This window comes from Streptomyces sp. NPDC093801 (genome assembly GCF_040701585.1).
In the GTDB taxonomy this organism is placed as follows: Bacteria; Actinomycetota; Actinomycetes; order Streptomycetales; family Streptomycetaceae; genus Streptomyces.
The window spans coordinates 92,075-113,641 of sequence record NZ_JBFBDP010000007.1; the positions used below are offsets into that span (position 1 = coordinate 92,075).

General features: G+C 74.2%; 16 protein-coding genes. 5 read left to right on the plus strand and 11 right to left on the minus strand.

The features are described 5' to 3' along the window. Positions 1-5: 5 nt before the first annotated feature. Positions 6-1,523, minus strand: coding sequence for a serine/threonine-protein kinase (locus AB0469_RS09840; protein WP_366450816.1), 1,518 nt, complete (start codon positions 1,521-1,523; stop codon positions 6-8). Then, the gene (locus AB0469_RS09845; protein WP_366450817.1) at positions 1,520-2,185 is read right to left on the minus strand and encodes a hypothetical protein; all 666 of its coding nucleotides are present in this window, start codon (positions 2,183-2,185) and stop codon (positions 1,520-1,522) included. The genes AB0469_RS09840 and AB0469_RS09845 overlap by 4 nt, the downstream gene beginning before the upstream one ends. Positions 2,186-2,605: 420 nt before the next feature. On the opposite strand from AB0469_RS09845, the gene AB0469_RS09850 reads away from it, so the two are divergent. After that, the gene (locus AB0469_RS09850; RefSeq protein WP_366450818.1) at positions 2,606-3,304 is read left to right on the plus strand and encodes a hypothetical protein; all 699 of its coding nucleotides are present in this window, start codon (positions 2,606-2,608) and stop codon (positions 3,302-3,304) included. Here the strand turns inward: AB0469_RS09850 and AB0469_RS09855 are convergent. The 4 genes from AB0469_RS09855 to mfd all read right to left on the minus strand — a co-directional run bounded on the left by AB0469_RS09855 (position 3,301) and on the right by mfd (position 8,771). Continuing rightward, entirely contained in the window at positions 3,301-3,879 is a 579-nt protein-coding gene (locus AB0469_RS09855) for an HD domain-containing protein (protein ID WP_366450819.1), read from the minus strand. The genes AB0469_RS09850 and AB0469_RS09855 overlap by 4 nt on opposite strands. A 16-nt stretch (positions 3,880-3,895) precedes the next feature. Beyond that, positions 3,896-4,165 carry a hypothetical protein gene (locus AB0469_RS09860; protein ID WP_366450820.1) on the minus strand — a complete coding sequence of 90 codons (270 nt, stop codon included), beginning with the start codon at positions 4,163-4,165 and terminating at the stop codon, positions 3,896-3,898. A gap of 395 nt (positions 4,166-4,560) precedes the next feature. Further along, complete coding sequence (locus AB0469_RS09865) at positions 4,561-5,166, minus strand: GNAT family N-acetyltransferase (protein ID WP_366450821.1); 606 nt, start codon at positions 5,164-5,166, stop codon at positions 4,561-4,563. 71 nt (positions 5,167-5,237) lie between these two features. After that, positions 5,238-8,771 carry a transcription-repair coupling factor gene (mfd, locus tag AB0469_RS09870; protein ID WP_366450822.1) on the minus strand — a complete coding sequence of 1,178 codons (3,534 nt, stop codon included), beginning with the start codon at positions 8,769-8,771 and terminating at the stop codon, positions 5,238-5,240. Positions 8,772-9,008: 237 nt separating this feature from the next. On the opposite strand from mfd, the gene AB0469_RS09875 reads away from it, so the two are divergent. Beyond that, positions 9,009-10,493 carry a DUF2079 domain-containing protein gene (locus AB0469_RS09875; RefSeq protein ID WP_366450823.1) on the plus strand — a complete coding sequence of 495 codons (1,485 nt, stop codon included), beginning with the start codon at positions 9,009-9,011 and terminating at the stop codon, positions 10,491-10,493. Positions 10,494-10,739: 246 nt separating this feature from the next. On the opposite strand, the gene AB0469_RS09880 is transcribed toward AB0469_RS09875, so the two are convergent. Beyond that, positions 10,740-13,313 (minus strand): FtsX-like permease family protein, encoded by a 2,574-nt coding sequence (locus AB0469_RS09880; RefSeq protein WP_366450824.1) that lies wholly within the window; start codon positions 13,311-13,313, stop codon positions 10,740-10,742. Further along, positions 13,310-14,098: an ABC transporter ATP-binding protein gene (locus AB0469_RS09885; RefSeq protein ID WP_366450825.1), complete on the minus strand. Its 789-nt coding sequence runs from the start codon at positions 14,096-14,098 to the stop codon at positions 13,310-13,312. Before AB0469_RS09885 ends, AB0469_RS09880 begins: the two co-directional genes overlap by 4 nt. A gap of 365 nt (positions 14,099-14,463) precedes the next feature. Here AB0469_RS09885 and AB0469_RS09890 point away from each other — a divergent pair, with 365 nt between their 5' ends. Both AB0469_RS09890 and AB0469_RS09895 read left to right on the plus strand, forming a co-directional pair. Next, positions 14,464-16,053 carry an MDR family MFS transporter gene (locus AB0469_RS09890; RefSeq protein ID WP_366450826.1) on the plus strand — a complete coding sequence of 530 codons (1,590 nt, stop codon included), beginning with the start codon at positions 14,464-14,466 and terminating at the stop codon, positions 16,051-16,053. 74 nt (positions 16,054-16,127) lie between these two features. Then, positions 16,128-16,973, plus strand: a complete 846-nt coding sequence (locus AB0469_RS09895) for a hypothetical protein (protein WP_366450827.1) — start codon at positions 16,128-16,130, stop codon at positions 16,971-16,973. Positions 16,974-17,001: 28 nt separating this feature from the next. On the opposite strand, the gene AB0469_RS09900 is transcribed toward AB0469_RS09895, so the two are convergent. After that, the gene (locus tag AB0469_RS09900) at positions 17,002-17,562 is read right to left on the minus strand and encodes an ABATE domain-containing protein (protein ID WP_366450828.1); all 561 of its coding nucleotides are present in this window, start codon (positions 17,560-17,562) and stop codon (positions 17,002-17,004) included. 80 nt (positions 17,563-17,642) lie between these two features. Here AB0469_RS09900 and AB0469_RS09905 point away from each other — a divergent pair, with 80 nt between their 5' ends. Beyond that, complete coding sequence (locus AB0469_RS09905; protein ID WP_366450829.1) at positions 17,643-18,491, plus strand: alpha/beta hydrolase; 849 nt, start codon at positions 17,643-17,645, stop codon at positions 18,489-18,491. 33 nt (positions 18,492-18,524) lie between these two features. Here AB0469_RS09905 and AB0469_RS09910 read toward each other — a convergent pair whose 3' ends face one another. Both AB0469_RS09910 and AB0469_RS09915 read right to left on the minus strand, forming a co-directional pair. Then, the gene (locus AB0469_RS09910; RefSeq protein ID WP_366450830.1) at positions 18,525-19,412 is read right to left on the minus strand and encodes a cellulose-binding protein; all 888 of its coding nucleotides are present in this window, start codon (positions 19,410-19,412) and stop codon (positions 18,525-18,527) included. 141 nt (positions 19,413-19,553) lie between these two features. Next, the gene (locus AB0469_RS09915) at positions 19,554-21,566 is read right to left on the minus strand and encodes an SUKH-4 family immunity protein (RefSeq protein ID WP_366450992.1); all 2,013 of its coding nucleotides are present in this window, start codon (positions 21,564-21,566) and stop codon (positions 19,554-19,556) included. Position 21,567 lies beyond the last annotated feature (1 nt).

The following is a 21,567-nucleotide window of genomic DNA, read 5'->3' on the forward strand; positions in this document are numbered from 1 at the left end:
CGCCCTCAGCGCACCTGGCCCAGCCACTGGAGGGTCCGGCGGATCTCCACCGGGAGGGGGTGCGCCGGGCCGTGCACCCGGTCGGCGTCGTACAGGAGCCGGACCAGGGTGTCGTGGGCCGCGGGGCGGTCGCCGAGGGAGAGCAGCAGGTGCGCTATCCGGCGGCGGACCTCCAGCGGCAGGCCCGGATCCGGGTTGGCGTAGTGGTTCTCGAACAGCGGCAGCAGCGAGCGGTACTCGGCGAGGGCCGCGGCCGGCTCGCCGAGCTGTTCCAGGCACTGCGCGGCGTCGTAGCGGAAGCGCAGCGCCTGCGGGTCGCCGGCCGGGAACTCGTCGGCGAGGCGGCGCAGTTCGGGCAGGGCGCGGCGGTACTGGCCGTCGTCCATCAGCGTGGCGGCGTACTGCTTGCGCAGGCTGCGCACCACCGGGGAGCGCTCGCCGTGCTCGGCGGCGGCCGCCGGGAGGATGCCGCCGAGGATGTCCACGGCCTGGGTGAGGCGCCCCTGGTCCAGCAGCTTGCGGGCCTCGTCGACGGCTCCGGGGATGTCCGGGCGGGGCGGGGAGGGGGCCGCGGCCGGCATGGGCGGGATCACCGCGGCCGGCCGGTCCGGCCAGGGCGCCTGGGGGCGCAGGAAGGGCCGGGTCGGGTCGAGCGGGCCGGCGACGGGGCGGCTGCCGGGGGCCGGGAGGAGCGGCGCGAGGGCCTCGTAGACCTCCTGCGCGGAGCCGGGGCGGTCCTGCGGGTCCTTGGCGAGGAGGCGCATCAGCACCGCCTCCAGCTCCTGCGGGATGTCGGGGCGCTGGTCGCGTACGGGGGCCGGGGGCTCGTAGAGGTGGCGGTGCAGGACGCCGAGGGCGGTGGTCCCGGCGAAGGGGACGGTGCCGCTGAGGAGTTCGTAGAGCAGCACGCCGAGGGCGTACAGGTCGGTGTACGGGCCCACCGCGCCGCCCATGGCCTGTTCGGGCGCCATGTAGGCGGGGCTGCCGATGGGAGTGCCGGTGCTGGTGAGGCGGGTGGTGTCGGTGTCCATCACGGAGGCGACTCCGAGGTCCAGGACGAGGACGGTCCCGTCCGGCCGGACCATCACGTTGCGGGGCTTGAGGTCCCGGTGGACGATCGGCACCGCGTGCACGGCGGACAGCACCGCGCACAGCTGCGCGACCACCGCGACCGCCCACGGCCAGGGGTACGGGTCGTGCTCGGCGAGGTGGTCGGCGAGGTCGGAGCCCTCGACGTAGCCCATGACGAGGTACAGCTCGTCGCCGTCGCTGCCCGCGTCGTGCACCGTGACCAGGCCGGGGTGGTCGACCTGGGCCGTGACCCGGCATTCGCGCACGAAGCGGCGGCGCAGCTCCTCGGCGACGGTGCCGGGGCCGGCCACCTTGTCGGGGCGCAGCAGCTTGACGGCGACGCGGCGGTCCAGGCGCCGGTCGTAGGCCGTCCACACCTGGCCCATGCCGCCCTGGCCGAGGACGGTGGCGAGCTGGTAGCGCTCGCCGATGAGCCGTTCGCTCCCGGTCACTGCTGCGGGTCCTGGATCGCCGTGCTGTTCGGGTCCTGGTACGGGCCGCCGGGCTGCGGGGGCCGGGGCGGGTGCTGCGGGGTCTGCTTGCGCAGGAGTTCGCTGAGCTCGTCGAGTTCGGCGCGGACCTGCCCGATGCGCGGGGGCTGGACGGGGGCCGGGGCCTGCTGCGGCGGGACGGCGGGCTGGACGGGCGGGTAGCCGTAGGAGGGCCGGGTCTGCTGCGGGGGCTGGTGCTGCTGCGGCTGGGCGTACGGGGACTGCTGCGCCGGGTACCAGGGCGCGGCGCCCGCCGCCGGGGGCAGGGCGGCCTTCGCCTCGTGGTGCCTGATGTCCGCGACGATGTAGTACACGCAGACGGCGAAACCGGTGAAGATCGAGCCACCGGCGCCGAGGTTGCCCTGCCAGCCGTTGGTCTCCGCGGTCGGGTCGAGCTCGATGAAGGTGATCCACACGACGGAGAGCACCCCGCCGAGCACCAGCAGCACCCAGTCGCGGGACTTGCGGGTGAGCAGGGCGATCCGCAGCAGCGAGCCCCAGGCGAAGAACCCGCAGGTGAGCAGGGGCAGCGCCGTGAACAGCACGCGCAGCGTCATCGCCGCCCCGGACAAGGGCCGGTGGCCGTGGGGGCCTTGCTGCGGCGGGATGCCGGGGCCGTGCATCGCTGCTCCTGACGGGCCGTGCGGAAAGGGTGACGGCTGGAAGCGTATACAGCGTTTCCGGCCGCCCGTGAGGGTATGCGCGCAACCGTTGCAGGGTCGCAGCACGGACGGCCCGGGCGCGGGTCGGCCGGGAGCCGGACGGGAGCCGGCCGGGGGTGGCGCTGCCGTCCGACAGCCCGTCGTCCAGGCCCCGTACGAGCCGCTCCCCCGGCGCCGCGCCCGGCGCAGCCCGTCCTCGAACCCGGCGGGCTCGCGGAACCGGGCTCCGTGGCGCCGCTGTTCGGCGAGCGGAATCCCGGGCAGCCGGAAGCCCTGGCGCCCGGCCCCCGCCCCGGCCCCCCTCCAGCGGCCCTCCCCGCCCCCGGGCTACCCTCTCCTCTCTTGATCGATCCCAGGGGGGGACCCGTCATGCGCACCCGCATGCCCAGAACCACGACCACGGCCGCGCTCACCTGCGCGGCCCTGCTGACCGCCGCGGCCACCGCCTGCGGCCCCGGCTCCACCGACGCGGCGCCCGAGCCCTCCTCCTCCGCCCCGGCGCACGACCCGCTCGCGGGCCGGGACCCGGCCGCCGTGCTGCGCGCCGCGTACGAGGAGACGGAGCGGGCGGAGTCCAAGACCGCGGTCATCTCGCGCCGGATCGGCGCACGCGAGATCACGGCGAAACTGACCTTCGAGGGCGACGGCAGCTGCTTCGGGGAGGTCAAGGTCAACCGCCACGGGACGGGGGAGATCCTCGTGAACGACGCCAAGGTCTCCCTGCGGGGCGACGCCGACTTCCTCCAGGACCAGTTCAGGGACCTGCCCGCCAAGTCCGCCGACACGGAGGACGGCTGGATCGACCTGAGGCCGGGCGACCCCTCGGTCGCCCACCTCCTGACCCTGTGCAAGGACGGCTCCCCCGCCCGCGCCTTCCCGGCGGAACGCACCGGCCTCCACCGGGGCCCGGACACCTACCTGAACACCAGGCCGGTCGCCGTACTCCTGTCGAAGGGCCCCGACGGCACCGAGATCACCGACCACGTCTACCTGGACGGCAAGCCGTACCTCCTGGCCCACTGGGAGAACGGCCGGAACCCGGCGAGCGTGGAGTACAAGAACGTGCAGCAGGCCGGCTAACCGAGGAAGGTCTTGCGCCACTCCAGGGGCGACATGGTCAGCGCCGCCTCGGCGAGGGCCTGCGCGGAGGCGGTCTTCAGGCTGTTCAGCGAGGTGTCGATCCAGTCCTGTACGAGAGTGTTGCCCTGAGCCCGGTACTCGACGGCCTGAACGAGACACTCCAGTTTGTCGGCGTCCTTGGCCACGATCGCCTCAGGGGTGTCGTTGGCTTCGTACTCCTCCACCACACGCTGCACCCCGGCCCGTACGGCCGGGTGTGCGGCCGAGACCTGGTCGGCGGTGACGGCCTGGTTGGCGGCGGCGTCGATGTAGCGGCGGCCGACGTGCGGGATGTCCCCGATCCGGGTCTCCTGCATATCGTGGAAGAGGCACATCAGGGCCACCTTCGCCGGGTCCACCCCTTCCATCATGGCCAGCACGGCACCGATGACGCCCACGCGGAAGCTGTGTTCGGCGATCGACTCGGGGTTGTTGTTGCCTGTGAACCACCACCCGGTGCGCTTGGCGTTCTTCAGCACACCCATCTCGAAGATGAATCCGGCCGTGCCCTGCGCGTTCACCGTCTCGTCTGCCATCCGCTGACCTCCGGTCTCAAGTCCGATCAAGAAGAACGTAGTGCACGGCATTGAGCTCGCGGCGAGACCTCTGCGAGATCCCTCCGCCGCCGAGGAGCAGCTGGGTACGCTCCGCCAGATCCCGCACCAACCGCCCCGAAGCCTGCAGCAGCCACGGCCTGGCCGTCAGCAGGGCCCACAGGGTATGGGCGTAGAGATCGACCCAGCCGGGTGCCTCGTGCAGCCCGTAAGTGAGACCGCGCAGCAGTGTGACCGGATCCCAGGCGGTGAGCTCGCGGTCCCGCACTGAACCCGTCGTCCGACTGCGTAAGGCGCGCACCACCGAGCCAGTAAGCCCAGTAGTTCAGGTTCGCTGCCTCGGCCGCGTCGTCGTCCGCCAACGAGCTTTAGACGAAGTCGAGTAACGGCTGAGGAACTCCCGGCCGGGCCAGTGCCGTCGTGGTGGAGCGGGCTTGTGCCCAGTGCTCCGACCAGCCCCGGCGGGCGAGGTAGCCCCGTCCCGCGTGCAGCGCGTGTGCGGTCCAGGATGCCGCCCCCGGGCTGCGGTCGTACGAGGCCAGATAGAGGGCTTGGCGGTGGAGCAGAGCGTCACCCCCCGGCTGCCGTGCCACCTCGGCCGTTTCCCGGAGGTGGTCGAGGAAATGGACCCTCTCTCCCGCCCCAGCAGGGGCGTCGCTGCCCTCAGCGACAGCCGGTCCTGGGATCCGGTACGGCAGGGTCGAGGGCGGCCAGCCGCCGGACGTGGAGGTGGCCGGGTGCGGGATGGGCCGGCGGGGAGGCCGGGACGGTGGTGTGGAGGGGGTAGCCGCACTTCTCGGCCACGCGGCAGGAGGCTTCGTTGGCGAGCTGGTGGAAGAGGTCCAGGCGTTCCAGGCCCGAGGCGGCGAAGGTGTCGAACGCCCAGGCCGTGAGTGCCTCCAGGGCGCGGGGGGCCACGCCGCGGCCGCGGGCATGGGCGGTGGTCCAGTAACCGACCTCGGACGACGGGGCGTCCGGCCGGGGCATCTTGAGGACCGCGTTGCCCACCAGCCGCCGGGACGCGGCGGCTTCCTCCTCCAGTACCGCGAAGGCGAAGCGCACACCCGACGCCCAGCCCCGACGCTGCTCCTCCAGCCACCGCAGGCCCTCGGCCCCGTCGTCGGCGCGCTGGTGGATCCACCGCCTCATGGCGGGGTCCCGGCACGCCTCCACCAGCGCCGGTACGTCTTCCTCCCGCCAGGGCCGCAGGAGCAGCGCGGGCAGGCCCGCAGACGAGGGGGCGCGGAGCGCGACGGCAGGAACGATCATCCGGCGATGGTAGGCACGGGCCCGCCACGGACCTCCGCCGGGTGCGCGGGCGGTCCGTGGCGGCAGGGGCGTTACGAGCCGAGGACCGTGGTCAGGAACTCGCCCGTCCAGGCCAGGAGTTCGCGGCCGACCAGCGGCTTGCCGCCGACGCGGGCCGTCTTCGGGCGCGGGACCAGCACCTGGGAGGTGGCCGGCTTGAGGACCGTCCCCGGGTAGAGGCGCTTGAGGCGCAGCTCCTGGGATTCGCGCAGCTCCACCGGCCCGAAGCGGATGTTGGGGCCCTGGAGGGTGATGTCCCCGACGCCGCAGGCCCGGGCCAGCATCCGCAGGCCCGCCACCAGCAGCAGGTTCTCCACCGGCTCCGGCAGCTTGCCGTAGCGGTCGGTGAGCTCCTCCCGCACCGCCTTGATGTCGGCCTCCGAGGAGGCCGAGGCGATCGCCCGGTAGGCCTGGAGGCGCAGCCGCTCGCCGGGCGCGTAGTCGTGCGGGACGTGCGCGTCGACCGGAAGCTCGATCTTCACTTCCAGCGGCGGCTCCTCCTCCACCCCGCCCTCGACGGCGGCCCGGTAGTCCGCGACCGCCTCGCCGACCATGCGGATGTAGAGGTCGAAGCCGACGCCCGCGATGTGGCCGGACTGCTCGCCGCCGAGCAGGTTGCCCGCGCCGCGGATCTCCAGGTCCTTCATCGCCACGTACATGCCCGCGCCCATCTCGGTGTGCTGGGCGATGGTGGCCAGGCGCTCGTGCGCGGTCTCCGTCAGCGGCTTCTCCGGCGGGTAGAGGAAGTAGGCGTACCCGCGCTCGCGGCCGCGGCCGACGCGGCCGCGCAGCTGGTGCAGCTGGGAGAGGCCGAAGTTGTCGCCGCGCTCCACGATCAGGGTGTTGGCGTTGGAGATGTCGATGCCCGACTCGACGATCGTCGTCGAGACGAGGACATCGAACTTCTTCTCCCAGAAGTCCACGACCACCTGTTCCAGGGCCTGTTCGGACATCTGGCCGTGGGCGGTGGCGATCCGCGCCTCCGGCACGATCTCGCGCAGCTTCGCGGCCGCCCGGTCGATGGACTCGACCCGGTTGTGGATGTAGAAGCACTGGCCCTCGCGCAGCAGCTCGCGCCGGATGGCCGCGCCGATCTGCTTCTCCTCGTACGGGCCGACGAAGGTGAGCACCGGGTGGCGCTCCTCCGGCGGGGTGGTGATCGTCGACATCTCGCGGATGCCGGTCACCGCCATCTCCAGGGTGCGCGGGATCGGCGTCGCCGACATGGTGAGGACGTCGACGTTGGCGCGGAGCTTCTTCAGCTGCTCCTTGTGCTCGACGCCGAACCGCTGCTCCTCGTCGACGATGACCAGGCCCAGGTCCTTGAACCTCGTCTCCTGCGAGAACAGGCGGTGGGTGCCGATGACCACGTCGACCGAGCCCTCCTTGAGGCCCTCCAGGGTGGCCTTGGACTCGGTGTCGGACTGGAAGCGCGACAGCGCCTTCACGTTGACGGGGAACTGGCTGTAGCGCTCGGAGAAGGTCCCGAAGTGCTGCTGCACGAGCAGGGTGGTGGGGACGAGGACGGCGACCTGCTTGCCGTCCTGCACCGCCTTGAACGCGGCCCGGACCGCGATCTCGGTCTTGCCGTAGCCGACGTCGCCGCAGATCAGGCGGTCCATCGGGACGGACTTCTCCATGTCCTCCTTGACCTCGGCGATGGTGGTGAGCTGGTCGGGGGTCTCCGCGTACGGGAAGGCGTCCTCCAGCTCGCGCTGCCAGGGGGTGTCCGGGCCGAAGGTGTGGCCGGGCGCCGCCATGCGCGCGCTGTACAGCTTGATCAGGTCGGCGGCGATCTCCTTGACGGCCTTCTTCGCCCGCGCCTTGGTCTTCGTCCAGTCGGCGCCGCCGAGCCGGTGCAGGGTCGGGGCCTCGCCGCCCACGTACTTGGTGACCTGCTCCAGCTGGTCGGTGGGGATGTACAGCCGGTCGCCGGGCTGGCCGCGCTTGGCGGGCGCGTACTCGACGAGGAGGTACTCGCGGGTGGCGCCCTGCACGGTGCGCTGCACCATCTCGATGTAGCGGCCCACGCCGTGCTGCTCGTGCACGATGTAGTCGCCGACCTCCAGGGTGAGGGGGTCGATGGACTTGCGGCGCCGGGTGGGCATCCGGCCGAGGTCCTTGGTGGCGGTGCGCTGGCCGGTCAGGTCGGTCTCGGTGAGGACGGCCAGCTTCAGCGCCGGGTCGACGAAGCCGGTGTCGAGCGAGCCGCAGGACACGTGGACGATCGAGGGCTCCAGGACCCCCAGGTCCGCCTCCAGGCGGGCCGCGATGCCCTCGCCGCCGAGCACCTCGACGGTACGGGCGGCGGGGCCGTGGCCCTCGGTGAGGTAGACGGTGTGCCAGCCGTCGGCGATCCAGCCCTTGGTGTCGGCGAGCGCGCGGGCGGTGTCGCCCCGGTAGGCCTCGGCTGCGTGCATGCCGAGCTTGAGGGTGTCCGAGGACAGGTCGGCGTCGTCCGCCGCGAAGGGGGACACCGACCACCACATCATGCCGAGCTCGCGGGCGTGGTCGCGGACGTCGGCGATGCCGCGCAGCGAGGCCGCGCCGACGTCGATGGGGGCCTGGCCGCCGCCCGCGGTGGCCGCCCAGGAGGCCATCAGGAACTCCTGGCTGGTCGCCACCAGGTCGGCGGCCCGGGTGCGGACCCGCTCGGGGTCGCACACCACGGCCATGGACCCGGCCGGCAGGACGTCCAGGAGCAGCTCCATGTCGTCGACGAGGACCGGGGCGAGGGATTCCATGCCCTCGACCGCGATGCCCTCGGCGATCTTGTTCAGCAGTTCGCCGAGCTCCGGGTGCTCCTCGGCGAGGGCCTCCGCGCGCTCGCGCACCTGGTCGGTCAGGAGCAGCTCGCGGCAGGGCGGGGCCCACAGGCCGTGCTCGGCGATCTCCAGGGAGCGCTGGTCGGCGACCTTGAAGTAGCGGATCTCCTCGACCTCGTCGCCCCAGAACTCCACGCGCAGCGGGTGCTCCTCGGTGGGCGGGAACACGTCGAGGATGCCGCCGCGGACGGCGAACTCGCCGCGCTTCTCCACCAGCTCGACGCGCGCGTACGCGGCCGCCGCCAGGGCCTCGGTGACCGCGCCGAGGTCGGCGGTCACGCCCTGGCGCAGGCTGACCGGCAGCAGGTCGCCGAGCCCCTTGACCTGCGGCTGGAGCACGGAGCGGATGGGGGCCACGACCACGGAGACGGGGCCGGCGGCCGGGTCGTCGGTGCTGGGGTGGGCGAGCCGGCGCAGGACGGCGATGCGGCGGCCGACGGTGTCGCTGCGCGGGCTGAGGCGCTCGTGCGGCAGCGTCTCCCAGGACGGGTAGTCCACGACCTCGTCGGGCGGCAGGAGGGAGCGCAGCGCGGCGGCGAGGTCCTCGGCCTCCCGCCCGGTGGCGGTCACCGCGAGCACGGTCCGCCCGGTACGGCGGGCCAGCGCGGCGATCGCGAAGGGCCGGGCGGCGGGCGGGCCGACGAGGTCCACGTGCATGCGGTTGCCGTCCCCGGCCGCGGTGACCGCCTCGGCCAGGGCGGGGTCCCGGGTGACGGCGTCGAGCAGTCCGTGCAGGCTCATGAAGGCGGCTTTCCATCCGGTGGAGGGGGCGGGCGGGCAACGCGAAGCACCCGACACGTGAACGGGCCGGGGGTTCCCACCCTATGCCGCGGGTGCGTCACCCGCGCGCGGGATCCGGGCCGTGTACGGCTCCCGTACGGTCGTCCGCGGAGCGTCCACCGGGCGCGGGGGACGCGGGCCCCGTCGGGGACAAGGGGCGGAGGCGGCGCTTCCGCATCCGGATGGCAGTCTGTCCCGATGCCCATATCCGCACGCCCGCCCGACGGCGCCGCCGCGCCCGCCGCCACGACCCCGGCCGCACCGGCCGTGGCGGAGGCCGTGGCGGAGGCCCGCGGGCAGGGGCGCGCGGGCCTGCGGGCCCGGGCCGCCGCACGGGCCCGGGCGCGGGCGCCGCACGCGCTGGCCGCCGCGCTGTTCTGCGCGTACGCCGTGCTCTCCGTGGCCCGCCACCGGCGGATGGAGGACAGCTCCTGGGACCTGGGCATCTTCGAGCAGGCCGTCCGTGCCTACGCCCGCTTCCAGGCGCCGGTCGTGGACCTGAAGGGGCCGGGCTTCAACGTCCTCGGCGACCACTTCAGCCCCGTCATCGCCCTGATCGCCCCGCTCTACCGGCTCTGCCCCGGACCGGTCACCCTGCTGGTGGTGCAGGCGGCGCTGTTCGCGCTGTCGGCCCTGCCCGTCACCCGGGCCTCGGTACGGCTGCTCGGACCGGCACGGGGTCTCGCGCTCGGGGCGGCGTACGGGCTGTCGTGGGGGATCCAGCGGGCCGTCGACTTCGACTTCCACGAGATCTGCTTCGCGGTGCCGCTGCTCGCCTTCGCCCTGGAGGCGCTGCTGGCGCGGCGGTGGCGGGCCGCCCTGGCCTGGGGGCTGCCGCTGCTGCTGGTGAAGGAGGACCTCGGGATCACCCTCGCCGCGCTGGCGCTGGTGGTCGCCGTGCGGGCCCGCCCCGCCGACCGGCGGGCGGCGCGGCTCGCCGTGGCCGTGGCCGTCGCCGCGGTGGCGGCCGCCGCACTGGTGTTCACGGTGGTGGTCCCCGCCTTCGCCCCCGACGGGTACGCCTACTGGGACAAGATCGGCGGGCCCGGCGGCGCCCTGCGCGGCCTGGGCACCAAGCTCACCACCCTGGCCTGGGTACTGGTCCCCACCACCGGGCTGCTGGCGCTGCGCTCCCCGCTGCTGTGGGTGGCCGTGCCGACGCTGGGCTGGCGGTTCGCCTCGGCGGACCCGCACTACTGGTCCACCGACTGGCACTACAGCGCCGTGCTGATGCCGGCCGCCGCCCTGGCGCTGGCCGACTCCCTCGACAGCGCCCGGCGCAGCCCCCGGCCGTGGGTGCGCGCGTACGCCCACCAGCTGCCCGGCGCCCTGCTCGCCGCCGCGCTCGCGCTGAGCGCCACCGGGCTGCCGCTGGCCCGGCTCGGGGAGCGGGCCACGTACACGAAGCCCGCACGGGTCACCGCGGTCGAGCGGCTGCTGGCACGCATCCCGGACGGGGTGGCGGTGGAGGCCGACTATCCCGCGCTGACCCGGCTGACGTCGCGCTGCCGGGTGTTCTGGATCGGCGGCACGCAGGGGGTGCGCCCGGCCTACCTGGTCTTCGACAACGCCTCCGGCTGGGCCGGGGACCCCGTCGCGTACGCGGGGCGGCTGCACCCGGGGTCGCGGTTCGTGCCGGCGGGCGAGGCGGACGGGGTGGTCCTGCTGGAGCGGCAGCTGTAGCCGCAGGCCGGGGCCGCCGGGCCTGCCGGGGCCGCCGGGCCTGCCGGGCCTGCCGGGGCCGCCGGGCTGCCGGGCCTGCCGGGCCTGCCGGGCCTGCCGGGCCTGCCGGGGTGCAACGCGATGCGCCGGTCCCGGGCCGCCCTCCCGGACGGTCCGGGACCGGCGCGTTCCCCCGTGTCCCCCGTGGGGATCCCCGTACCTCCCCCGTGGGGATCCCCGTTCCTTCCCCCGTACGACCGCCGGCGGCTACTCGCTGGCGATCGCGTTCAGGACGTTCATCCGCCCCGCCCGGAACGCCGGGACCAGTGCGGCGAACAGGCCCACCAGGGCCGAGCCGGCGAACACCGCGATGATCGTCGGCCAGGGGATCTCCAGCACCTTCAGGCCCTGCAGGGCGAGGAGCTGCTGCGCCGTGGCGCCCCAGCCCATGCCCAGCCCCAGGCCCAGCAGGGCGCCGAAGAGGGCGATGACCACCGACTCCAGGCGGATCATCCGGCGCAGCTGGCGGCGCGAGAGGCCGATGGCCCGCATCAGGCCGATCTCACGGGTCCGCTCGACCACCGAGAGGGCCAGGGTGTTCACGACGCCCAGCACCGCGACGATGATCGCCAGGGCGAGGAGGCCGTAGACCATGTTGAGCAGCTGCCCGACCTGGTCCTTGAGGTCCTTCTTGTAGTCGGTCTGGTTGAGCACCTTGTACTGCGGGTACTCGGCCATGGCCGCCTTGAGCGCCGTGTAGGCGCTGTCGGCCTGCCCCTTCTCGGCCTTGGCCAGCAGCATGAACGGGCGCGGCAGCAGGTCGGCGGGCAGGTTGGCCTCGGCGGTGGCGGTGCTGACGTACTTCACGCCCTTGTCGAGGTTGCCCTCGTCCGAGGTGATCGCGGCGACCTTCAGCCTGACGGTCTTGCCGCCGTCGAAGGCCACGCCCAGCTCGTCGCCGACCTTCACGTGGTGCTCGTCGGCGTACTTCGAGCCGACCGCCATCGAGCCGGGGGCGTACGCGTCCTTGTGCTGCCCGGCGACCGTCTTGCGGCGGACGTCCTGGGCGTAGGAGGGGTCGGTGGCGCTGAGGAAGTCCTGGGCGGTGGTGCCGTCCGGGGCGGTGATCTTCGCCTGGACCTCGCGGTAGGCGGTGACGTGGTCGAGGCCCTTGACCCCGCGCATGGCCTGCTCGGCCTGCGGCATCAGCGGCTGGCCGCCCTGGGAGGCGACGATGTAGTCCGCGCCGACCGTGCGGTCGAGCTCGTCGGTGGCGGAGGCCACCATCGAGGACCCGACGACCGACAGGCAGGCGACCAGCGCCAGGCCGATCATCAGCGCGGCGGCGGTGGCCCCCGTACGGCGCGGGTTGCGCAGGGCGTTGCGCTCGGCGAGGCGGCCGACGGAGCCGAAGGGCCGCAGGACGGGCGCGGCGAGTACCCGGACCACGACGCCCGCCAGCAGCGGGCCGATCACGATGAAGCCGATCAGGCTGAACAGGACGCCGACGGCCAGCCACAGCGAGCCGGCGGAGGCCTTGTCGGCGGCCGCGGCGAGGAACAGGGCCGCGCCGCCGATGCCGGTGAGGACCAGGCCGAGGACGGCGCGGACCGCGCCGGCCTTGCGGTCGCCGGGGGTGCCGGCGTCGCGCAGGGCGGCCATCGGGGAGACCTTGCCGGCCCGGCGGGCCGGGATGTAGGCCGCGACGACGGTGACGACGGTGCCCAGGACCAGGCCGACGACCGGGGTGGTCCAGCGGACCGTCAAGTCGCCGGTGGACAGGTGCATGCCCATCTGGCCCATGAGCTTCATCAGGCCGACGGCCAGGCCGACGCCCGCCGCGACACCGGCGGCGGAGCCGACGACACCGAGCAGGAGGGCCTCCAGCAGCACCGAGCGGTTGATCTGGCCCCGGTCGGAGCCGATGGCCCGCATCAGGCCGATCTCACGGGTGCGCTGGGCGACCAGCATCGAGAAGGTGTTGAAGATCAGGAAGATGCCGACGAGGAAGGCGATGCCGGCGAAGCCGAGCATCACGTACTTCATGACGTCGAGGAAGCCCATGTCCTTCTTGTTGGCGGCCGTGGCCTCCTTGGCGGTCTGCAGCTTGTAGGTGTCCGCGCCGACGGCGGCTGCCACGTTCTTCTTCAGCTGCTCGTCGCTGACGCCGTCCTTGGCGGTGACGCTGACGTGGGTGAAGGTGCCGGGCTCGCCGAGCAGCTTCTCCTGGGCGGTGGCGGTGTCGAAGTAGACGACGGCCGCGCCCGGGTTGGTGACGGTGAAGGAGGCGATGCCGCTGATCCTCGCCCGGACGTCGCCGGTGATGGCGATGGTGCGCAGCTCGTCCCCGAGCTTCAGGTGGTGCTTGTCGGCGGTGTCGGCGTCGACCATCATCTCGGTCGGACCGCGCGGGGCCCGGCCGGAGGTGATCTTCATGGACTTGAGCTCGCCGTCGGTCCAGTTGCCGGCGATGGTCGGGGCCCCGGTGGTCGACCCCATGTTCTCGTTCTCGGCGTTCACCACCGTGACGGCCGTCGAGAGGACGCCGCCCTCGGCGGACTTGACGCCCTGGGCGCCGCGCACCTTCTCCAGGGCCGAGCCGGGCAGCACCTGCGGGCGGCCGCGGTTGGGGTCGCCCTCGCCGTCGGCGGGCTCCTTGGGGCTGACGGTGACGTCGGAGCTGGTGACGGCGAACAGCTTGTCGAAGGTGGTGTTCATGGTGTCGGTGAACACCAGGGTCCCGCAGACGAAGGCGACCGAGAGCAGCACGGCGATGGCGGACAGCGCCATCCGGCCCTTGTGTGCGAAGAAGTTGCGCCGCGCGGTCTTCATGACGGTCACGAGGTCCGCCCGCGCGCGTCGAAGTCCTTCATCCGGTCCAGGACCTGGTCGGCGGTGGGCCCGTACATCTCGTCGACGATGCGGCCGTCGGCGAGGAAGATGACGCGGTCCGCGTAGGAGGCGGCGACCGGGTCGTGGGTGACCATCACGATGGTCTGGGCGAGCTCGTCCACCGACTGGCGCAGGAAGCCGAGCACCTCGGCGCCGGCCCGGGAGTCCAGGTTCCCGGTGGGCTCGTCGCCGAAGATGATCGCCGGGCGGGCGGCGAGGGCGCGGGCCACGGCCACGCGCTGCTGCTGGCCGCCGGACAGCTCGGTCGGGCGGTGCTTGAGGCGCCCGGCGAGGCCGACGGTCTGCACGACCCGGTCCAGCCACTGCGGGTCCGCCTTGCGGCCGGCGATGTCCATCGGGAGGGTGATGTTCTCCAGGGCGTTCAGCGTCGGGAGGAGGTTGAACGCCTGGAAGATGAAGCCGATCCTGTCGCGGCGCAGCTGCGTCAGCTTCTTGTCCTTGAGGCCGGTGATCTCGGTGTCCTCGAGGTGGATCCGCCCGCTGGTCACCGTGTCCAGGCCGGCCAGGCAGTGCATGAGCGTGGACTTGCCGGAGCCGGACGGGCCCATGATCGCGGTGAACTGGCCGCGGTGGATGTCCACGTCCACGTGGTCGAGGGCGACGACGCGGGTCTCGCCGGAGCCGTACGCCTTGACGACCTGGCGGGCCCGGGCGGCCACGGATCCGTGCCCCCCGCCGCTTCCGTGCCTGGTCTCGGTCATCGCCGTTGTCACGGTGTTCTCTCCCCTGTTGGTGTGCGTACTGCGTGCGTACCGCGTACGTGCGTCGCCGTCGTGAAGTCTGCTGAACGGGGGGTGTCCGCCACCCTGGTGCCCGTCGCCGTATCCGGCGGGGGGTTAACCCCACCCCGCCCCCGTGGCCCCGCCCATGTGAACCAGTTAAGGACGCGGACGGACCTTCGGCCTCCTCCGCCGGGACGAACGTCCCCTGGGCCCAAATGCTGAGGGACCCCTAGGGGACGTCCGCCGTTCGGCGGACCGGACGTAGGGGGCACCGCCCGGCACACCCCGCGTGAGATGGGGATTCCGCCGGGCGCACCCCGGTGAGAGGGTGTCTGCGCGGACGAAGGGGGAACGCGATGGAGACGGAGAAAACCGGGGGCTCGGCCTCCGGCGGGGAGCCGGCCGGCACCCCGGGAGGAAAGGTTTCGGCCGAGGGGGCGGAGGCCGGCATACCCGTCCAGGGCCGGCCTCCGGCGCGGGTCGTCGCGTCGCTGATGCTGTCCATGGCCCTGGTCGCCCTCGACACCACCATCGTCTCCACCGCCGTCCCCCAGATCGTCGGGGACATCGGCGGCTTCGCCGTCTTCTCCTGGCTCTTCTCCGGCTACCTCCTCGCCGTCACCGTCACCCTCCCCGTCTACGGCAAGCTCAGCGACACCTTCGGCCGCAAGCCCGTCCTGCTCTTCGGCACCGCCCTCTTCCTGGCCGGCTCGGTGCTCTGCGCCTCCGCCTGGAACATGGGCGCGCTGATCGCCTTCCGGATCGTCCAGGGGCTGGGCGGCGGCGCCCTCCAGAGCACCGTGCAGACCCTGGCCGCCGACCTCTACCCGCTGCGCGACCGCCCGCGCATCCAGGCCCGCATGACCACCGTGTGGGCGAGCTGCGCCCTCGTCGGCCCGGCCCTCGGCGGCCTCATCGCCGGCTACGCGGGCTGGCGCTGGACCTTCCTGATCAACGTGCCGATGGCCGGGCTCGCCCTGTGGCTGACCGCCCGCCACCTCGTCGAACCCCGGCGCGCGCCCGCCCACCGCGGCCCGGTCGACTGGGCGGGGGCGCTCGGGATCTTCGCCTGCGGCGGGCTGCTGCTCTTCGCCCTGGTCCAGGGCGGGGTCGCCTGGCCCTGGCTGTCCGCCCCCTCGCTGGGGCTGCTGGGCACGAGCGCGGTCCTGGCGGCGGTGGTGGTCCGGGTGGAGCGACGGGCCGCGGACCCGATCCTGCCGGGGTGGGTGTGGCGCCGGCGGACCATCGCCGCCGTCAACCTGGCGATGGGGGCGCTGGGGCTGCTGATGGTCGCCCCGATGGTGTTCATGCCGACCTACGCCCAGTCCGTGCTGGGCCTCGGGCCGGTCGGGGCGGGGCTGGTGACGGCCCTGATGACGCTCAGCTGGCCCCTGTCGGCCGCCGTCTGCCAGCACGTGTACCGGCGCATCGGCTTCCGCGACACCGCCGCCCTCGGGATGGGGCTGGCGGCGGTGGTCCTGTTCGCCTTCCACCTGCTGCCGTATCCCGCCAGGACCTGGCAGCCGGCGCTGATCATGCTGCTGCTGGGGGCCTCGCTGGGCCTGTTCCAGCTGCCGCTGGTGGTCGGGGTGCAGTCCACGGTCGACTGGGCCGAGCGCGGCACCACGACGGCCTCCGTACTGTTCTGCCGCACCGTCGGCCAGGCCGTGGGCGCCGCGCTGATGGGGGCGGTGGCCAACGCGACCGTCGCCGCCCGGCTGGCGCGGGAGCCGCTGCCGGGGCTGCCGCACCGCCTGGACGACGTGTCACGGGCCCTGGCCGAGCCGGGCAGCCTCTCGCGGGCCGCTTCGGAGCACCTGCGGGGGGCGGTGGCGGCCGCGGTGGACCACATCTTCCTCGGCGCGACGGCCGCCGGGGTGGCCGCGCTGCTGGTCCTGCTGCTGGTGGCGCCCCGGAGGTTCCCGGTCCTGCCGGAACACGAATGACGGCCGCTTGACAACTTGTCATGCCCCGCCTGGTTGGGTGAGGCTCTCCCCAGGACCGCATCCGGGGGGACCACATGGCATCCGCACTCTTCGCACTGGCGTTACTGGCCGCCCTGGCCGGACCCGTCGCACTGCGCCTGTACCGCAGGCCGGACTTCGTCACCGGACGCGACGGGCGGCTCTCCACCTCGACCACCCTGGCACTGGCCTGGACCGTGATCCTGGTCTGGCTGCTGCTCGCCATCCTCGGCTACGGGCTGACGGCGGGCGGCGGGGTCGCCTGGTTCCGCGGCGAGCACGGCCCGCTCGCCGCCCTGACCCCGGTCTACCTCCCGCTGCTCGGCGGCCCGTACATCGCGCTGATCGCGGCGAAGACGGTCGTCGGGATCCGCGTGGAGAACGGCACCCTGGCCAAGCCGGCGCCCAGGCCCACCGCCACCGGGCGCCGGCCGCTGCGGGAGCTGATCGCCAACGACAGCGGCCGCACCGACCTCGTGGACCTCCAGTACGTGGCCCTGAGCGCGGTCACGATGCTCTACGTCGTCCTCTTCTTCCTCTCCGACGTGGGCGGCGGCCTGCCCGACCTCCCCTCCGAGATCTGGGCCCTGACCGGCGCCCCGGCGGGCGCGTACCTGGTGAACAAGATGGCCACCCGCGGCAACCCGGTGATCACCCATGCCGCCGTCACCGCGGACGGCTCGCTCACGGTCGAGGGCGGCGGCTTCACCGACCCCCGCCTCACGCTGGACGACACCCCGCTCACGACCGCCCAGGACCCGGCGACGGGCACCCTCACGGCCACCCTCCCGCCGGACGCGAAGCCCCCGTTCACCCTGGTGGTCACCTCCCGCGGCCTGCGCAGCGACCCCTACCGCTACGGCGCCGCACCCGCACCGGCCACCGCCCGGCCGGCGGGCTAGAACCTGTCGTCCCTCCGGGCGGGGTCCGTCAGGAAGCCTCCCCCTTGTGCCGGGCGTAGTAGCGGGCCACCCGGGCCCGGTTCCCGCAGGCCGACGCCACGCACCAGCGCCGCCGGGGGTGCGCCGGCAGGAACAGCATCACGCAGTCCTCCGCCTCGCACGCGCGCACCGACGCCACCCGCGGGTCCGTCAGCAGGTCGACCACCGCCTCCGCCAGCTCCGCGGCCAGCCGCGCCGCCGGGGCGGCCCCGCGGTGCGGGGAGGCCATCGGCCCGGTCAGGGCCGACCAGTACAGCTCCCGGTGCGCGGGAGCCGCGGCGAGGATCCCGTTCAGCGCGTCCAGCGGGCCGGCCGGCGGCCGCTCACCGCGCCGGGCCGCCTCCAGCAGCGGTCCGGCGGCCTCCCGCACGGCGTGCACGGCGGCCACCTCGGCCTCCCCCACCTCGGCGACACGGCTCAGCCGCTCGCCCTCCACCGCCAGCCAGGCGGCGAGACCGGCCCGGTCGGCGACGAGGTCGCCGGCGTCGGCCGGCCGGGTGTTCAGCAGATCGAGCGCGAGGGGCTCGCCGGTCAGCGGAAAGAACGTCACCCGCTAATGCTACCAACAGCCCTTGACGCATTAGAGGTGCTGCCCGAGACTAATGCCACTTGACGACATGGAGGCATGTGATGATCGCGCACCGCACCGTCGACGTCGCCGGCGTGACCGTGGCCTACCGCGAAAGCGGCCCCGCCGACGGCCCCGTCCTGCTGCTCCTGCACGGCTTCCCCACCGCCTCGCACCAGTTCACCCGCCTGATGGACGCCCTCCGCGACACCCCGTACCGGCTGATCGCCCCCGACTACCCCGGCTTCGGCCGCACCGACACCCCGCCCGGGTTCACCTACACCTTCGACCGCCTCGCCGACATCGTGGAGGGCTTCACCGACGCCCTCGCCCTGGACCGGTTCGCGCTGTACGTCTTCGACTTCGGCGCCCCCGTCGGCCTGCGGCTCGCCACCCGGCGCCCCGAACGGATCACCGGCCTCATCGTCCAGAACGGCAACGCCTACGACGAGGGACTCTCCGACGAAGCCCGCGGGTTCGCCGCACTGCGGCGGGAGGTGCCGGGCAACGAGGAACGGGTGCGGCGGCTGTTCACCCCGGAAGGCACCCGCTTCCAGTACGAGACCGGAGTCGCGGACCCCGCCCTGATCTCCCCCGACAACTGGACCCTCGACGTCCACTACCTCGGCCTGCCCGGCCGCACCGACGCCCAGGCCGACCTCGCCTTCGACTACGCCTCGAACTTCGCCCACTACCCGGCCTGGCAGGCCTGGATCCGCGACTCGGCGGTACCGGTGCTCGTCGTCTGGGGCGCGGGGGACCCCTTCTTCACCCCCGCGGGGGCCAAGGCGTACCTGCGGGACGCGCCGGGCGCCGACGTCCACGTCTTCGAAGGCGCCGGGCACTTCGCGCTGGAAACCCACCTCGACGAGATCGCCCCGCTGATCGACTCGTTCCTGACCCGCCCCTGACCGTCCCCCGACCCGGGCCGGGGGCGGCGACCCCTACCCCTCCGCCGGCGCCCGCCCCGTCAGGGCCGCCAGGCTGGAGCGGACGTGGTTCATGTGGGCCCGCATCTCCTCCTGCGCCTCCTCGTGCTCCCGCAGGATCCGATCCGTCTCCCGCCCCACCCGCTCCTGCCGCACCCGCGCCTGCGCCACCAGCTCCGCCGCCCGCGCCTCCGCATCCTCCTGGCCGTGCCGCGCCGACTCCTCCGCCTCCGCGAACCCCCGCCGCGCCTCCGCCAGCCGCGCCTGCGCGTGCCGCTCCATCTCCGCGAGCCGCGCCTCCTGCTCGGCCGTCCGCGCCGCGGCCTCCCGCTCGGCCGCGTCCCGCCGCTCCACCTGCTCCTGCTCCCGCTCCGCGAGCAGCGCCTGCGCCCGCCGCCGCGTGTCCGCCAGCCCGGCCTGCGCGTCGGCCCGCCACTGCGCGGCCTCCTCGCGCGCCTTCGCCCGCAGCCCGTCCGCCTCCCGCTGCGCCTGCAACAGCCCCTGCCGCGCCCGCACCTCGGTCTGCTCGCGCACCGCCTCCGCGTCGTGCCGCGCCAGCTCCGCCACCCGGTCCGCGTGCGCCTCCGCCGCGCCCGCCGCCTCCACCGCGTCCGCCCGCGCGTCGGCCCTCAGGATCTCCGACTCCTCCTCGGCCAGCGACAGGATCCGCCGGGCGCGCTCGCTCAGCTCGTCGTACGTCTGCGGCGCCAGCGCCGCCACCGCGGCCCGCAGCCGCTCCGCCTCCTGCTCCATCTGCCGCGCCAGGACGGTCAGCCGCGCCACCCGTTCCCAGGCCTCGTCCCGGCTGCCGGCCAGCCGGGCGACGTACCGGTCGACGTCCTCCGGCCGGTAGCCGCGGCCGCCGCGCACGGTCGAGAAACCCTGGGGACCGTGAGGTGACATCGGTGCACTCATCCTGGAAGCGCCTCTCTCGCGGGGATTCCCGTCAAGGATGCGTCATTTGAGGCCAGAAGCCTGAATGGCCGGGCCGGGACCCCCTTCGGAGGGGTCCCGGCCCGGCCATTCATCCGATCGGCGAACCGCTCAGAGCAGTCCGTCCCACATCTGCTCCAGCAGCACCGACCACCAGCTCTCCGGCGACGCCAGCGCCGCACTGTCGAGCCCCGCCAGGTTCGCCTGGAAGTCGACCGTCCAGCGCCCCGCCTGCTCCGGCGTCAGATGCTGGCGCAGGCGCCACATGTGACCCAGCATCGCCAGCGACCGAGCGAACTGCGGCAGGCTCGAGTTCACGAACTGCGGCGGCACGGGCGCCCCGCCGGGGCCGCCCTCCACCGGCACCGCGACGATGTGCGCCGTCCCGTACTGCACGCACAGCGCCTTGCCGAAGTCGCTGCCGATGACCAGGTACGAGCCCGCGTCCGACGCCGGCTGCACCTGCCGCTGCGCGGCCAGCTCGGCCAGCGTCGGCACCGGCTGCCCGGGCACGGCCTGCGCCCAGAAGAACGGCCCGAAATCGACGGGCAGACCGGCCCACATCAGCGTCTGCGCCACGATCTCCGGCACACCCTGGCGCGATACCGCCCGCTGGTCGAAGCGGAAGATCCCCTGCGGCCCGAAGGCACCCGCCAGCTCCTGCGCGATCGCGTCCATCGGGATCGCCGGCTGGAGCGGGACCTGCGGCAGCGGCGCCCGGACCGGCGCCGGACGCGCCGGGCCGTCCGCCACCTGGTGCAGCTCACCCTGATGGGTGAGCAGGTGCCGCATGCCCTGCTGACGTCCCGCGTGGTCGGTCCCGTACGGGGCCACGCTCGTGATCCGCACCTGCGGCCAGGTCTCCCGGATCATCCGGGCGCAGTAACCGCCGGGCAGTTCGCAGGAGGCCAGCTCGGTGTGCAGCTCCAGCACCTGCTGCGGCGGCACGTTCATCGCGCGGAGCTCGTACAGGATCTGCCACTCGGGGTGCGGGGTACCGGGCGCCGAGCGGCGGATGAGCTGCTGCTCGGAGCCGTCGGGCGCACGGTAGCGGAGCACGGCCTGGTAGCCGGGGCCGACCGTGGGCACGCCGGACGGGGCCGGCGGCTGCCCCGCCGGACCGCCGGGCGGCGCGGAGGGCGGACCGGGCGGCGGAACGGTACCGGGACCGGCCAGCATCGTCGCGGCGTGCTGCATCCCGCCCCCGGGCGCACCGGGAGCCCCGGGGGCCGCGGGCGCACCAGGAGCACCGGGAGGCCCCGGCGGGGCGGGCGGCTGCACGACGGCCGGACCGGCCAGCATGGTCGCGGCGTGGTCGAGCCCGCCGCCGAGGGAGCCGCCGGGCGCGCCGGGGGGCGCCGGCGGGGCCGTCGGCGCACCGGGAGGCCCGGGCGGCGCGGGCGGCTGCACGACGGCCGGACCCGCCAGCATCGTCGCCGCATGCTGCAGCCCGCCCCCGAGCGAACCGCCGGGAGGCCCCGGAGGCGCGGGCGCGGCGGGCGCACCGGGAGGCGCCGGAGGACCGGGCGGGTTGGGCGGACCGGGCGGGTTGGGCGCCTGCACGACCGCGGGACCGGCCAGCATCGTGGCGGCGTGGTCGAGCCCGCCGCCGAGGGAACCGGGAGCGGCCGGCGGCGCGGGAGGCGGCGTCGGCGCGCCGGGCGGCCCGGGCGGCCCGGGCGGCGGAACCGTGCCGGGCCCGGCCAGCATCGTCGCGGCGTACGCCCCACCCCCGGACGACCCCGGAGCACCGGGCGCACCGGGAGCCGAAGGCATACCGGCGGGCGCAGGCGGAACAGGCGGCGCAGACGGCATCGGAGCCCCGGGAGCGCCAGGCATACCCGGCGCACCGGGAGCCGAAGGCGTACCGGGGGCACCGGGCATACCGGGAGCCGAAGGCATACCGGCAGGCGCAGGCGCACCAGGACCACCCGGCACAGCAGCCCCGGGCATCCCAGGAGCCCCGGGCGCACCCGGTGCCCCGGGCCCCGCAGCCGGAACCCCCGGCACCGGGCCGGCGCCCTGCGGCACCCCGCCCGCCGCGCCGGCGCCGCCCGCGGCCTCCGCCTGGAGCGCCAGAGCCGGAGCGATCGCGGTCCTCGGCAGCTGGCTGCCGCCCGCCATC